This is a genomic window from Corynebacterium sp. HMSC065H09 (genome assembly GCF_001812845.1).
Classification (GTDB): Bacteria; Actinomycetota; Actinomycetes; order Mycobacteriales; family Mycobacteriaceae; genus Corynebacterium; species Corynebacterium jeikeium_D.
Map to the genome: position 1 here is coordinate 201915 of NZ_KV810589.1, position 14422 is coordinate 216336.

12 protein-coding genes and 1 pseudogene are annotated in these 14422 nt (G+C 58.6%); all 13 read right to left on the minus strand.

Annotated features, from left to right (window positions below):
- Window positions 1-31 precede the first annotated feature (31 nt).
- Entirely contained in the window at window positions 32-1249 is a 1218-nt protein-coding gene (metK, locus tag HMPREF2878_RS06870) for a methionine adenosyltransferase (RefSeq protein ID WP_016422717.1), read from the minus strand.
- A 118-nt stretch (window positions 1250-1367) separates the two neighbouring features.
- Window positions 1368-2648, minus strand: a complete 1281-nt coding sequence (gene coaBC, locus HMPREF2878_RS06875; protein ID WP_070547083.1) for a bifunctional phosphopantothenoylcysteine decarboxylase/phosphopantothenate--cysteine ligase CoaBC — start codon at window positions 2646-2648, stop codon at window positions 1368-1370.
- A 27-nt stretch (window positions 2649-2675) separates the two neighbouring features.
- Complete coding sequence (gene rpoZ, locus HMPREF2878_RS06880; RefSeq protein WP_070653104.1) at window positions 2676-2954, minus strand: DNA-directed RNA polymerase subunit omega; 279 nt, start codon at window positions 2952-2954, stop codon at window positions 2676-2678.
- Between the two features lie 117 nt (window positions 2955-3071).
- Window positions 3072-3644 carry a guanylate kinase gene (gene gmk / locus HMPREF2878_RS06885; RefSeq protein ID WP_070438382.1) on the minus strand — a complete coding sequence of 191 codons (573 nt, stop codon included), beginning with the start codon at window positions 3642-3644 and terminating at the stop codon, window positions 3072-3074.
- Window positions 3645-3649: 5 nt separating this feature from the next.
- Window positions 3650-3976 (minus strand): integration host factor, actinobacterial type, encoded by a 327-nt coding sequence (gene mihF, locus HMPREF2878_RS06890; RefSeq protein WP_016422714.1) that lies wholly within the window; start codon window positions 3974-3976, stop codon window positions 3650-3652.
- 421 nt (window positions 3977-4397) lie between these two features.
- Window positions 4398-5267 carry an orotidine-5'-phosphate decarboxylase gene (gene pyrF / locus HMPREF2878_RS06895; protein WP_070438379.1) on the minus strand — a complete coding sequence of 290 codons (870 nt, stop codon included), beginning with the start codon at window positions 5265-5267 and terminating at the stop codon, window positions 4398-4400.
- 1 nt (window position 5268) lies between these two features.
- Complete coding sequence (gene carB, locus HMPREF2878_RS06900) at window positions 5269-8628, minus strand: carbamoyl-phosphate synthase large subunit (protein WP_049193726.1); 3360 nt, start codon at window positions 8626-8628, stop codon at window positions 5269-5271.
- Window positions 8629-8652: 24 nt separating this feature from the next.
- Entirely contained in the window at window positions 8653-9885 is a 1233-nt protein-coding gene (gene carA / locus HMPREF2878_RS06905; RefSeq protein ID WP_255465687.1) for a glutamine-hydrolyzing carbamoyl-phosphate synthase small subunit, read from the minus strand.
- Between the two features lie 38 nt (window positions 9886-9923).
- Entirely contained in the window at window positions 9924-11285 is a 1362-nt protein-coding gene (locus tag HMPREF2878_RS06910) for a dihydroorotase (protein ID WP_070547077.1), read from the minus strand.
- Window positions 11286-12239, minus strand: a complete 954-nt coding sequence (locus HMPREF2878_RS06915; RefSeq protein ID WP_070653106.1) for an aspartate carbamoyltransferase catalytic subunit — start codon at window positions 12237-12239, stop codon at window positions 11286-11288.
- Window positions 12236-12805: a bifunctional pyr operon transcriptional regulator/uracil phosphoribosyltransferase PyrR gene (pyrR, locus tag HMPREF2878_RS06920; protein WP_016422708.1), complete on the minus strand. Its 570-nt coding sequence runs from the start codon at window positions 12803-12805 to the stop codon at window positions 12236-12238. The genes HMPREF2878_RS06915 and pyrR overlap by 4 nt, the downstream gene beginning before the upstream one ends.
- A 434-nt stretch (window positions 12806-13239) precedes the next feature.
- A pseudogene (gene nusB, locus HMPREF2878_RS06925) lies at window positions 13240-13761 on the minus strand (transcription antitermination factor NusB); the annotation flags it as partial.
- Between the two features lie 48 nt (window positions 13762-13809).
- The gene (gene efp, locus HMPREF2878_RS06930; protein WP_016422706.1) at window positions 13810-14373 is read right to left on the minus strand and encodes an elongation factor P; all 564 of its coding nucleotides are present in this window, start codon (window positions 14371-14373) and stop codon (window positions 13810-13812) included.
- Window positions 14374-14422 lie beyond the last annotated feature (49 nt).

Genomic DNA, 14422 nt, shown 5'->3' on the forward strand with positions numbered 1-14422 from the left:
CCCACCCCAGGGTCATGCTGGCGGGTGGTGTTTATCCCAGGCCAGCGGCTGCGCGGAGCTCTTCAACACGGTTGAGTTGCTCCCACGGCAGGTCCAAGTCAGTTCGGCCGAAGTGACCGTAGGTGGAGGTCTGCGCATAAATCGGGCGCAGCAAGTCCAGGTCACGAATAATAGCGGCCGGACGAAGGTCGAAGACCTTGTTGATAGCCTCGCGGATGGCGTCGTCCGAAACGTGACCGGTGCCGAAAGAGTCGACGTAAAGGCCTACCGGGCGAGCGCGGCCGATAGCGTAGGCGACCTGAATCTCCAGGCGGTCAGCCAGACCCGCAGCCACGGCATTCTTCGCAACCCAACGGGTGGCATAAGCGCCGGAGCGGTCCACCTTTGACGGGTCCTTACCCGAGAATGCGCCGCCACCGTGACGAGCCATACCGCCATAAGTGTCGACGATAATCTTGCGGCCGGTCAGGCCGGCATCGCCCATCGGCCCACCGATAATAAATTGGCCAGACGGGTTGACCAGCAGCTTCAATTCATCGGTAACAAAGCGCTCGCGCAAGTTAGCGTCGTCGAGCACCCAATCGACTACGTGAGTCTTAATCTGCTCGGTAATCCACTCCTGGGTCACATCCGGGTCGTGCTGCGTGGACACCACAACAGTGTCCAAGTACACCGGGTTATTGTCTTCGTCGTAAGCGAAGGTGACCTGAGTCTTACCATCCGGTCGAAGCGATGGGACGATGCCTTCCTTGCGTACCTGCGTCAAGCGGCGAGCCAGGCGGTGTGCCAGCGCAATCGGTAGCGGCATGTACTCCGGAGTTTCGTTGGTAGCGTAGCCGAACATCAGCCCCTGGTCGCCAGCGCCCTTGAGATCTTCTGCTTCGACTTCGCCATCAGAGCTGCGTGCTTCCAGAGAAGTGTGCACACCGTCGTGAATATCTGAGGACTGCTCACCGATCGAAACGGAGACGCCGCAGGTCTTGCCGTCAAAGCCCTTTTCAGAAGAATCGAAACCGATCTCCTTCAGTCGACTCCGGACAATACCGGGGATGTCAACGTAGCTCTTCGTGCGAACTTCGCCAACAACATGGACTAAACCGGTAGTCACCACAGTCTCAACGGCGACCATCGATGCAGAATCCTGCGCGAGCATAGCGTCAAGGATGGAGTCCGAAATCGAGTCGCAAATCTTATCTGGGTGCCCCTCGGTAACAGATTCACTGGAAAACAGCCGAAGATTAGAGGCCACGAGCAGTACAACTTTCTTCTAGATCATTTCCCCACGCCTGCGGTGTCGCTGCGGCGTGGGTTTTCGTTTGATTCGATAATTATAGACCAAGCGGTTCAGTCGCCGTAGTAGGCCTCCGCTACTCCGCTGGCTGAGGTTCCTGTCGCAGCTCGGAAACTGCATCCAAAATCGAACCGGCCACCGAGAATTTTGAGCCCCGCGGCACGTCCCACTGCTCGCCATCGAGAGACAACAACCATCCGACATTGTCCGTCGCACCGAAAGTTTGCCCACCTGAGACGTCGTTACACATGAGCAAATCGCAGCCCTTGCGCACAATTTTCTGCTTCGCAAGCTCGAGTGGCGTCGTCGTCTCGTCGCCGGTCTCAGCCGCAAAGCCCACCATCGTCGTGGTTGCCGGAATCTCGCCCGCTTTACGCCGCTCCACAGTGGTAGCCAGAATGTCAGGGTTTTCTACGAGCTGGATGTTGCTCAAAGCGTCGTCTGCGACGCCCTTCTTCATCTTGGCCCCAGCGGTCGATGCCGGACGGAAGTCGGCGACGGCAGCGGCAAAAATGCAGACATCGGCCAACTTGGAGTGTTCGTGGGCGGCCTTGGCCATCTCCAAAGTGGAATCAACCTTTACAACATTCGCGCCCAGCGGTGTCGGCAACTGATCTGTATGTCCTGCCACCACAGTGACCTGAGCGCCACGCTGTGCTGCCATCTCAGCTAGCGCGAAGCCCTGACGCCCTGAGGAGTGGTTGCCGATAAAACGTACCGGGTCGATAGCCTCACGGGTGCCACCGGCAGTAATCATGAAGCGCACGCCCTCGAAGTCGCGGCGGAAGTGGCGCGGATTCTCGACTGCCGCTAATGCCAGCGAAACTATCTGCTCTGGCTCCGGCAGACGACCTGGACCAGTGTCCTTACCAGTCAAACGGCCATGGGCCGGATCGAGGACAATAGTGCCATGGCGACGAAGAATCGCGACATTATCGCGCGTAGCTGGATGGTTCCACATCTCAGTGTGCATGGCAGGAGCCAGAACCACCGGGCAGGTCGCCACAAGCAAAGTTGCGGTGAGAAGGTCGTCGGCACGCCCGTGTGCGGCACGCGCCATAAAGTCGGCAGTCGCGGGAACCACGACGACGAGGTCGGCCTCCTGCCCCACGCGGACATGCTGAACTTCATCGACTGCGTCAAAAACCGTAGTCGACACCGGGTTCCCCGACAGCGCCTCGAAAGTAGCCGCACCTACAAAATTCAATGCGGACTCGGTGGGAACGACGCGAACATCGTGACCGAGTTCCTTGAAGCCACGAACAACGTGTGCGGCCTTATATGCAGCGATGCCGCCGGCAACCCCGACGACAACCTTTAAACATTCGGATACGTCAGCATTACCGGCGGCATGCATACAGATATCTCCCCTTAAGGAAATGCTCTAGCCCTCAGTGTGGTCCAGCAGACCAGCGTTGATTTCACGAAGAGCGATGGACAGAGGCTTCTCAGCGACCCCCGGAGTAACCAGCGGGCCAACGTACTCCAGCATGCCTTCGTCAATCTGCTGGTAGTAGTCATTAATCTGGCGTGCACGCTTGGCAGCGAAGATAGCCAGAGCGTACTTCGAAGAAGCCTTACCAAGCAGCTCATCGATCGGCGGATTGGTAATACCAATTGGCGGGGCGAACACTGCCTCGGTGGCGGTATTTTCCTGGGTCACGAGAAATCTTTCCTCAATAGAACGTGAGTTACTGGGGTGACAATAGAAACCGTCGGAGCAATAGAAACACCATTGCTTGGAAACGATTTCTACTATCGATGATGTGGAGTCGCCCTGTTACTTGCCAGTAGTCAGCGCCTGAGCGATGGCCGCCACAGCATCATCGACATTGTCGTTGACAACAACCTCATCGAATTCGTGCTGAGCATCCATTTCCACTCGCGCGGTTTCCAGGCGACGCTTGACTTGCGCCTCGGTTTCCGTGCCACGACCAGTGAGCCTGCTGACGAGAATCTCCCAGCTTGGCGGAGCCAAGAACAGCAGGTGAGCATTCGGCGCTACCTTACGGATGGAGCGGGCTCCCGCCAGATCCACCTCAACGAGTACCGGACGTCCCTCGGCGAGAGCTTTATCCACCGGGCCACGCGGCGTTCCAGAACGCTGCAGACCACCGTGGATTTCAGCCCACTCGAGCATCTCTCCTGCATCAATATGCTGTTGGAACTTCTCCGGGGTCACGAAGAAATAGTCGCGGCCATCGACCTCACCCGGCCGTGCGGCGCGGGTGGTCATGGAAACGCTGAAGTACAGTCCGGGAACCTCGGCACGGAGCCGACTGACAACAGTGGATTTTCCCACACCGGCAGGGCCGGCAAGGACTACCAGCTGACCGTTTTCATTCCCGGCCACTGCGACTAGTCCTCCACTGCGTAGCCGAAGCGCTCCAGCAGAGCGCGACGCTGACGGTCACCCAGGCCACGCAGGCGGCGGGTCTGAGCAATCTCCAGGTCATTCATGATGTCCTGTGCCTTGACCTTGCCGACCTTCGGCAGAGCCTCGAGCAGAGCGGAGACCTTCATCTTGCCGATGATCTCGTTCTCGTCAGCCTGCTTGAGAACCTCTGGCAGGTCGATAGCGCCACGCTTCAGCTTGTCCTTGAGCTCTGCGCGTACCTTGCGGGCCTGAGCTGCCTTCTCGAGTGCTGCTGCACGCTGCTCCGGGGTCAACTGCGGAAGGGCCACGTGTTCCTCCGTAAAAATAGATTGGTTAGTTTCTTATTTACTTGCACGAGCCTCGCGTCCACCAAGGGCAGGCAACGACACCGTGCTTAACGATTGGAGACCGTACCGCACTTACCGGTTGTTGAGGCAAATGCTGACGGGGTGTCGATAAAAATGACACCAGGGCTTTATCCGCCCCACCTTTCGGTCGTGGTCAACCAACTCCGGCGATTGTAGCACCGTTTGCCCAGGAGAATGGAAATTGACCACGGTTTTTGTACGAAATCTCCCAGGAATCGTCACAGTAACTTGCCTATACCTACTCCGCCGCCACCTGAGGCTCATTAGGAAAATCTCGGCAGCTAGGTACGGAAGAAGCCCGCAGGGGCACCTGTTCTATGAGGTGCGCCCTGCGGGCCTCTGCCAAATTGTCGATTCGCTGCTAACTCTCGGATAGGAACGGAGCCGCAGCTTCAATAGTTGCGCGCCGCAGCGCAGCAGGATCAGGCCCAGCGGAGAGAATTGCACGCGAAATATTTGGCAGTGCAAGCCCCTTGGATTCCCCTGCCAGACGATCTACATCGGCCGGGGTTCCACCCTGAGCTCCCACACCGGGCATGAGAATGGGACCACGCAGGTCACTGAGCACCGGGGCGTCGTCAAGCGTTGCGCCAACAACAACGCCGATGCTGCCCGCCTTTGCACCAGCGTCAATCTGGCGGGCATTAATAGCGGCTGCCTGGTTGACCATGGTCTGAGCCAGACTCTCACCCGAAACCGTCGCCTTCTGTACGGACGCACCTTCCGGATTGGACGTTGCGGCCAGCACGAACAGGCCGCGTCCGTTCTCCAACGCCAACGAAAACGCCGGATCAAGAGCACCGAACCCAAGGTACGGAGATACCGTCAGTGCGTCGGCGGCTAGCGGCGAGCTATCCGACAGCCAGGCATCAGCGTATGCAGCCATCGTCGAACCGATATCGCCCCGCTTGGCATCTGCAATCGACAGCGCACCGGCGTCCTTCAGATCCGCCAACGTCCGCTCCAGGACGGCAAAGCCCTTGGAACCGTAGGCTTCGAAGAACGCCACCTGGGGCTTGACGACGGCAACGATGTCACCGAACGCCTCGACGCATGTGGCGGCAAAACGCTCTAGACCGTCAGCCGAATGCGGCAACTGCCAGGCATCCAGCAGCCCCGGGTGCGGGTCGATGCCCACGCAGAGCCGACCGCGCTCGGCGACAACCTCGCTGAGGCGATCGCCGAAACCTTTGACTGTCCGCACTGCGGAACCTTCAGCCTTCGCGGTCATGTTAGGCCTGCTCCTGAGCAGCCAACTCTGCCGGGTGGAGTTCCTGCAGAGCCTTAACGCTCATCTCACCGTTGCGCAGTGCCAGAATGCCCTGCAGTGCGGCGACGGCCCCCTGAGCGGTGGTCACACAAGTTACGCCCTGGCTCACAGCAGCAGCGCGAATCTCATATCCGTCAGAGCGTGCGCCAGCAGAACCGGACGGGGTGTTGATAATGATGTCAACCTCACCGTCGCGAATCATGTCGACGATGTCGCGCTCGTCCGTCGGCGCATCGGAATCAGTCGTACGCTTTGCGACGACCTCACACTCAACACCGTTGCGGCGCAGCATACCGGCCGTACCCTCCGTTGCCAGGATGCGGAAGCCCATATCCGCCAGCGTGAGGATCGGGAAGACCAGAGTGCGCTTATCGCGGTTGGCCAGCGAGACGAAGATCGTGCCCTCGGTCGGCAGCTCACCGAAACCGGCCAGCTCGCCCTTGGCGAAAGCGGCACCAAAGTTGTCTGCCAAGCCCATGACTTCACCGGTGGACTTCATCTCCGGGCTCAGCAGGCTGTCGAGAGCGCGGCCCTCGAAGTCGCGGAAGCGGTTGAACGGCAGGACGGCTTCCTTAACCGCAATCGGAGCGTCAGCAGGCAGAGAGCCACCGTCGAAGTTGGACGGAATCATGCCCTCTTCGCGCAGTTCCGCGATAGTAGCGCCCATCATGACGCGGGACGCGGCCTTAGCCAGCGGAACTGAGGTTGCCTTGGAGACAAACGGTACGGTACGAGATGCACGCGGGTTGGCCTCGATGACGTAGAGCGTCTCGTCCTTGAGTGCGTACTGAACGTTCATCAGGCCCTTGACACCGATGCCGTGTGCCAGTGCCTTGGTGGATTCACGCACCTTGTCGATGATGCCTGCAGACAGAGTCATCGGAGGCAGCGCACACGCGGAGTCGCCGGAGTGAATACCGGCTTCCTCAATGTGCTCCATAACGCCGCCGAGGTAGACCTCTTCCCCATCACACAGTGCATCAACATCAATCTCGATGGCGCTGTCCAGGAAGCGGTCAACCAGTACCGGGTGCTCATTGGACAGCTCGGTAGCGCGGTTGATGTAGTCCTCCAGAGTGGCCTCATCGTAGACGATTTCCATGCCACGGCCGCCGAGGACGTAGGACGGACGGACCAGCACCGGGTAACCGATACCAGCGGCAACCTGGCGAGCTTCTGCGAAGGAGGTGGCGGTACCGAACTCCGGCGCCGGCAGCTTCGCCTCAGCCAGCACCTTGCCGAACTCACCGCGGTCCTCAGCCAGGTCGATTGCCTCTGGGCTAGTGCCGACAATCGGAACGCCTGCGGCCTGCAGACGCTCCGCCAGGCCCAGCGGAGTCTGGCCACCGAGCTGAACAATGACGCCTGCGACCTTTCCGGACTGGCTCTCAGCGTGGTAGACCTCGAGGACATCCTCGAAGGTCAATGGCTCGAAGTAGAGGCGATCTGCGGTGTCGTAGTCGGTGGAAACCGTTTCCGGGTTGCAGTTGACCATGACGGTCTCGTACCCAACCCGGGAGAGCTCGAGCGCCGCGTGGACACAGGAGTAGTCGAACTCAATACCCTGGCCGATGCGGTTAGGACCGGAACCGAGGATGATGACCTTTTCCTTCTCGGTCTGCGGGGCGACCTCGGACTCAGCAGCCGGGTCCAGCTCGTATGCCGAGTAGTGGTACGGAGTCTGTGCTTCGAACTCGGCGGAGCAGGTATCGACAGTCTTGAATACGGGGTGGATGTTCAGGCGCCAGCGCAGCTCGCGCACGCCGTCTTCCCCGGCCAATTCCGGACGCAGCGCAGCAATCTGGGCGTCGGACAGTCCCCAGTACTTAGCCTCACGCAGCAGGTCGGAGGTCAGCACCGGAGCGTCGATAAGCTCCTTGCGGATATCCTGCAGGTTTTCCATCTCGGCGATAAACCACGGATCCAGGCCGGAAGCTTCGTGGATCTGCTCGATGGAAGCACCCAGACGCTGAGCCAGCTCAACGTCGTAGATGCGACCTTCAGTCGGACGCTTCAGATCCTCAAGGACAGCGTTGACATCGTTTGCGCGCTCACCTGCGAAGTCCTCATCCGGAACAGTCCAGAAACCAGCTGGCTTGTTCTCCAGCGAACGCATGACCTTACCGAGCGCGCCGATGTAGTTACGGCCGATAGCCATGGCCTCACCGACGGACTTCATGGTGGTGGTCAGCGTATCGTCAGCACCTGGGAACTTCTCGAAAGCAAAGCGTGGAGCCTTGACAATCACGTAGTCCTGCACCGGCTCAAACGCTGCCGGGGTTTCACCGGTGATGTCGTTGGTGATCTCATCGAGGGTGTAGCCGATAGCCAGCTTGGCAGCAATCTTTGCAATCGGGAAACCAGTTGCCTTGGAAGCAAGCGCCGACGAGCGGGAGACACGCGGGTTCATCTCAATGGTGATGATGCGGCCGTCATTCGGGTTGATGGCGAACTGGATGTTACAGCCACCGGTGTCAACGCCGACCTCACGCAGAATTGCGATGCCTTGGTCACGCATGGTCTGGAACTCGCGGTCGGTCAGAGTCATCGACGGGGCGACAGTCACCGAGTCACCAGTGTGGACACCGAGGGCATCAACGTTTTCAATGGAGCAGACCACGACGACGTTGTCGTCGCCATCGCGCATGAGCTCGAGCTCAAATTCCTTCCAGCCGAGGATGGACTCCTCGATCAGAACATTGGCCTCGGGCGATGCGGCCAGGCCGCCACCTGCAATACGGTCGAGGTCTTCCTGGTTGAAGGCCAGACCGGAACCCAGACCGCCCATGGTGAACGAAGGGCGAACAACGACCGGAAGACCGAGCTCTGCAACAGTCTCATGGACTTCTTCCATGTTGTGGCAGACGCGGGAACGAGCGGATTCGCCACCAATCTTGGCGACGATGTCCTTGAACATCTGGCGATCCTCACCGCGCTGAATGGCCGGAATATCAGCACCAATCAGCTCGACATTGTACTTCTCCAGAATGCCCTCGCGGTCCAGCTGAATAGCTGCGTTCAGTGCAGTCTGGCCACCGAGAGTTGCCAGGACAGCGTCAATCGGGTTGCCCTCTGCAGCTTCCTTGGCCAGAATCTTTTCGATGTACTTGGTTTCAATCGGCTCGATATAGGTGGAGTCTGCGAACTCCGGGTCAGTCATAATCGTTGCCGGGTTGGAGTTGACCAGCGTGACTCTCAGGCCCTCTTCGCGCAGCACGCGGCAAGCCTGGGTGCCGGAGTAGTCGAACTCGCAGGCCTGACCGATAACAATCGGGCCGGAGCCGATAACCAGTACGTGGTTGATGTCTGTACGACGTGGCATGGTGTTAGGTCCCTTAGCCCTTTCCTACTTGTTCGAGTTTCCGGTTGCGGACTTGTTGAAATCGACCTTCTGGATCAGCGCCAGGAAGTCATCAAAGAGAGAGTGCGCATCGTGCGGGCCGGCTGCGGACTCCGGGTGGTACTGCACAGAAAAGGCCATGCCGTTCTTCAGTGCGACACCTTCCACGACGTCGTCGTTAAGGCAGGTGTGCGTAACCTCTGCCTCGCCCCACGGGGTATCGAAACTCTCGCCGGCCTTGCCTTCAAGTGCGAAACCGTGGTTCTGAGCGGTGATAAAAATACGGCCAGTGCGGTGGTCTTTCACCGGAACATTGACGCCGCGGTGACCGAAGACCAGCTTGTAGGTATTCAGGCCGAGTGCGCGACCAAGAATCTGGTTACCGAAGCAGATACCGAATAGCGGCATGCCGTCATCGAGGGCAGCCTTGGCGACCGCAACCATTTCATCAGCAGTTGCCGGGTCACCCGGGCCGTTGGACAAGAAGACACCGTCCGGCTGGTATTCCTTCTTAATATCTTCGTACGGAGTGTTAGCCGGAACAACTACGACTTCCAGGCCACGCTTAGCCAGCTCACGCGGGGTGTTGGACTTGATGCCCAGGTCGTAGGCCACAACACGTGCCTTCTTCTCCCCCTGTGGTTCCACGACATAGGCCTCATCGGTGCTGACCTCGCGAGCCAGGTCCGCGCCCTTCATCGCAGGCTGAGCGCGAACGATTTCCACCAGCTTATCGACGGGCTGCTGTGCGTCCTCACCGGAGAAAATACCAGCGGCAATCGAGCCATTGTCGCGCAAATGGCGAACCAGCGCGCGGGTATCAATCTGGCGGATACCGATGATGCCCTGTGCCTTCAGTTCATCTTCCAAGCTGCGCTCCGAGCGCCAGTTGGAGGGAATGCGCGACAAATCGCGGATAATAAAGCCAGCTGCCCAAATCTTGTTTCCGCGGGACTCGTAGTCCTCATCGTTCCAACCGGTGTTGCCGATCTGTGGTGCGGTAGCCACAATCAGCTGGCGGTGGTAGGACGGGTCCGTCAGGGTTTCCTGGTAGCCCGTCATAGCGGTGGTAAAAACTGCCTCACCCAGGGTTGTACCGGTGGCGCCGAAACCGCGTCCGCGGAACACTCGGCCATCTGCCAATACCAGGACTGCCGCTGTAGCGGCCGCGGCCTGCGACTCGTTGCTCACGTTATTGCCTTTCAGTTGGGTAGCGTGCGAGGAATTTACATTAATCATACGGGACGCATGTGAATGTTTATGCGTTGACATGAATATTATCCAGCGACCTCTCCGTTAAGAGCGGTCACCTTACCGCGCAGCACGGTAGCTGCCACGGACACGGCCATCTCCATTTCCTCATATGGAGTGTTCTCAGACTTCGACGCCAGGTCTTCGCCGCGGACCGTCCACTTTTTGCCCGGGTCAACAACGGTCAGGTTGGCAGGCTCACCGACAGCAATCGGACGGCCGTGCCCCGGTAGCTTCACGATTTGAGCGGGACGCTCACTCATGACCTTGGCCAGCCAGCGCCAATCACAATCGCCCTTCAAAACGAACTCTTCGGCGATGATTGGCATCGAGGTCTCCAGACCAAGCATGCCGGGCTTAGCGTGCTCGAACTCGCAGCACTTTTCTTCAGAGCCGTGCGGAGCGTGGTCGGTAGCGACACAATCAATGATCCCGTCAATCAGAGCCTGACGCAGAGCCAGGGTGTCGCGCTGCTCACGCAGCGGCGGATTGACGCGGTAGACGCCGTCGTAGGTCTCCAACTTCTCATCGGTGAGAATCAGGTGATGCGGGGTAACCTCGGCGGTCAGCGGAATATCATGCTCCTTTGCCCACTTGACCAGCTCAACCGTGCCTTCGGTGGAAGCGTGGCAGATGTGCATGCGTCCGCCGTAGTCGCGAGCCATAATGGCATCTCGGGCCACGATGGACTCCTCAGCTACGCGCGGCCACCCGGTCAGGCCGAGTCGTGCGGCGGTCGGACCTTCGTGAGCCGATGCATCTGCGGTCAGACGCGGATCTTCGCAGTGCTGCGCCAGCAATACGTCTTCGCCGCGGGCGTATTCAATCGCGCGGCGCATAATCAGCGGATTGTCAACGCACTTACCGTCATCGGAGAACATGCGTACCTTCGCCTGCGAGTCTGCCATCATGCCGAACTCAGTCAGCGTCTCGCCCTTCAGCCCCTTAGTAATGGATCCGACCGGGTGAACGTCGCAGAGGTTCAGCGCCTGGCCCTTGAGCCACACCGACTCAGCAATCGAGGGGTCATCGGTTACCGGCGCGGTATTGGCCATAGTGAACACTGCGGTGAAACCACCGCGTGCTGCGGCAGCGGAACCAGTGGCCAGGGTTTCCGTATCTTCACGACCCGGCTCCCGCAGGTGCACATGGATGTCAACCAGGCCTGGCAAGAGAACGAGGGAGTCGAACTCCAGGACCTCTACCCCGTCCTCAACCGTGAGGTTTTCGCCAATCTCAGCGATGACGCCATCTTCAATCAAGACGTCGACGTCTTCGCCTTCACCGTAGGGACGCACACCCTTCAGCAGCAGCTGTCCCCGTGCGGGTGCTGCCAATGGTCCTACCTCGGGGTACGAGGCTTCGTCATACTCATTGCGATTCGACATTTATGCCTGCCCTTCCAAGTTGGCGGAAACACCTGAGGTCAGCAGTGTGAAAAGAACTGCCATGCGGACGTGGACACCGTTGGCTACCTGCTGCAGCACGGCGGTGCGCGGCAGATCAGCGACGGCGTCGTTAATTTCCATGCCACGAAGCATCGGACCTGGGTGCATCACGATGCAGTCGTCGCGAAGCATCTTCTCGCGAGCCTTCGACAGCCCGTAGCGAGTGGCGTATTCGCGATGGGATGGGAAGAAGCCTCCGTTCATGCGCTCCTGCTGAACGCGGAGCATCATCACGGCATCAGCATCGCGGATCTCGTCTTCCATGCGGTAGGCAACACGCACCGGCCAGGTCTCGATGCCAAACGGCAGCAGCGTCGGTGGCGCGACGAACACGACCTCGGCGCCGAGCTTGCTCAGCAGATCGGCGTTAGAGCGAGCGACGCGAGAATGCAAAATATCGCCAACGATGACGACCTTGCGCCCCTCAATTCCACCGAGGCGCTGACGCAACGTCACTGCGTCCAGGAGAGCCTGCGTCGGGTGCTGGTGCTTTCCGTCACCCGCGTTGATGATCGATGGGCCGTTGCCAAATTCCTCAGTCCACTTGACGATCAGCTGTGCCGCGCCCGACGATGGGTGCCTAACGACGATGGCATCGCCGCCGATAGCATCCAAAGTCAGCGCGGTGTCTTTCAGACTCTCGCCTTTCTTCACAGAGGAAGAGGAAGCCGAGATATTAATAACATCGGCGCTCATCCACTTACCCGCAGTCTCAAAAGAAGAGCGGGTACGCGTGGAATTCTCGTAAAAGAGGTTATAAATAGTGCGGCCGCGCAGGGTCGGCAGCTTCTTAATTTCCCGACCGCGGATGACCTCCTTGAAACGATCGGCCTCATCCATCAGGCCGACAATTTCATCCTTGGTCAAATCCGCAATGCTAATCAGGTGTTTCACTGTTCCTCCGCCCGGGTGAGAATAACCGCGTCACGGCCGTCAAGTGCCTCTACCAGCACATCGACGTCTTCGTCGCGGGAAGTTGGCAGATTCTTACCGACGTAATCGGCGCGAATTGGTAGTTGACGATGACCACGATCAACCAGCACTGCAAGCTGAATTACTCGCGGGCGACCGATGTCAGCAATAGCGTCGAGTGCGGCACGAATCGTGCGACCTGAGAAGAGGACATCGTCTACGAGAACAACGGTGGTGCCGTCGATTCCGGAGTTTGGAATGTTCGTGGGCTGCAGGGCGCGGTGCGGGCCCTTGCGCAAGTCATCCCTGTACAGGGTGATATCAAGCGATCCAGTTTCCGGGCGAATGCCGGAGAACTGTTCAATCAAATCGGCTAGCTTCTCCGCCAGCGGTACGCCACCAGATGGAATGCCGAGGAGAACTACGCGCCCAGCATTTGGGCTATCCAGCGCAGTTTTTTCAATAATTTGGTGCGCGATGCGCGCGATGGTACGTGCAACTTCGTCTGCATTGAGCAGCTCGGTTGTTTGCGGCGTTCCTTCGCTCATCGTGACCTCCTTCCCCGCCTCTCAGTGCGGTCCGTTAAAGGATGTCTTGATTGTGGATATTTGATTATCAGTTTGCGTGACCCGCAACTACGGTCGCGGTGCAAACTTCCGCTGACCAGAATAGCACTCACACTTAAATTGCCTCTAAATGCAACAAAACTCCAAGCCCCCAAAAAAGGGACTTGGAGTTTCAGACAATCCGCGAGAACCGACTGTGATCGGCTCGCAGTGAGCCCGGCCGCTTTGATTGGCTAGGACCCGTTCTCGCTCTTAGCCACGTCTTCAGCCACCAGCTTGGCAATATCGCTCATGTCCAGGCCGGTAATCTTAGCCATCTCATCGGAGTCAGCCAGTGCCTTGTCAGCTTCCTCATTTGCAGCAGCCTGTGCCTGAATAGCCTCGTCGAACTGGGACTCGCCCACCGAAGTGCTAACAGCTGCTGCTGCCAGGCGTGCCTGGTCGGCAATCTTGGCCTCGGCATCGAGAACTGCGTTGATGTACGGTGCCGCCACATCAGTGGAGTATTCCGATGCCAGCTCAACGCCTTCCACCACGGCCACACGCGGAGGCACGTCAGAGTTGTAGAACAGCTCCCAGGTGGAAAGACGCAAAATAGCACGGTCGACTGCCGGTAGACGGCGCAGCGGCCATTCCTCCGTCAGGTACGAAGAAATCGTCGAGTCGATACCGATAATTTCCGCAGCTACACCGCGCACGATCTGCTCGGTGTACTCCGCAATTGGGTTCACATCCAAATCGGGATTACGGACCATTTCCAGCCGCTCTTCAAGAAGCTTGACGACGTCGACGCCTCGCTGCTCGGCCTCAAATAGCAGATCTACCGCACGACGGCGCGCACGGTAGCGCGCGCCGTGGCGCTTGTAGTTAGGTTCGCGAACTTTCGCGGACTCCTGCGCATCCGGGGTCTCGACGGACTTGTGATCCTTTTCAGTCATGGATGTGTATGTATCGCTCTCAACAAAAGGGTGAACTAGATGAGGGAATTAGTGGTTGACGCGGGACAGGTAGGAGCCGTCACGGGTGTCGACCTTCAGTACGTCGCCGGTTTCGATGAACAACGGCACCTGAATCTCAGCGCCAGTCTCCAAAGTTGCCGGCTTGGTGCCACCGGTGGAGCGGTCGCCCTGCAGACCCGGGTCGGTCTGCTCAACCTTCAGTTCAACCGAAACAGGCATTTCAGCGAAAAGAACGTTGCCCTCATGGAAGGACACCTGGCAGGTGGTTTCCGGAAGCAGGAACTTAGCACCCTCCGGCATCTGAGCGTCCAGGATGGAAATCTGGTCGTAGGTCTTGTCGTCCATGAAGACGTATCCTTCACCGTCGTGGTACAGGTACGTCATGTCGCGGCGGTCGACGGTAGCAGTCTCAATTTTGACGCCAGCGTTGAAAGTCTTGTCAACAACTTTGCCGGTCAGAACGTCCTTCAGCTTGGTGCGGACGAATGCCGGACCCTTACCTGGCTTGACGTGCTGGAACTCCACGATCTGCTGAAGCTTATTGTCGTGCTTGATAACTAGACCGTTTTTAAAATCTGCGGTGGTAGCCAACTAAACTCTCCTGAAATTGTTAAAAAGCTCTCTGACGAAACCACGATAC

Bases quoted from the DNA above. Each gene is read 5' to 3' on its own strand.
- coaBC (WP_070547083.1), bottom strand. From the start codon at position 2,648: ATGCATGCCGCCGGTAATGCTGACGTATCCGAATGTTTAAAGGTTGTC.
- pyrF (WP_070438379.1), bottom strand. From the start codon at position 5,267: ATGACCGCGAAGGCTGAAGGTTCCGCAGTGCGGACAGTCAAAGGTTTC.
- carB (WP_049193726.1), bottom strand. From the start codon at position 8,628: ATGCCACGTCGTACAGACATCAACCACGTACTGGTTATCGGCTCCGGC.
- carA (WP_255465687.1), bottom strand. From the start codon at position 9,885: ATGATTAATGTAAATTCCTCGCACGCTACCCAACTGAAAGGCAATAAC.
- HMPREF2878_RS06910 (WP_070547077.1), bottom strand. From the start codon at position 11,285: ATGTCGAATCGCAATGAGTATGACGAAGCCTCGTACCCCGAGGTAGGA.
- pyrR (WP_016422708.1), bottom strand. From the start codon at position 12,805: ATGAGCGAAGGAACGCCGCAAACAACCGAGCTGCTCAATGCAGACGAA.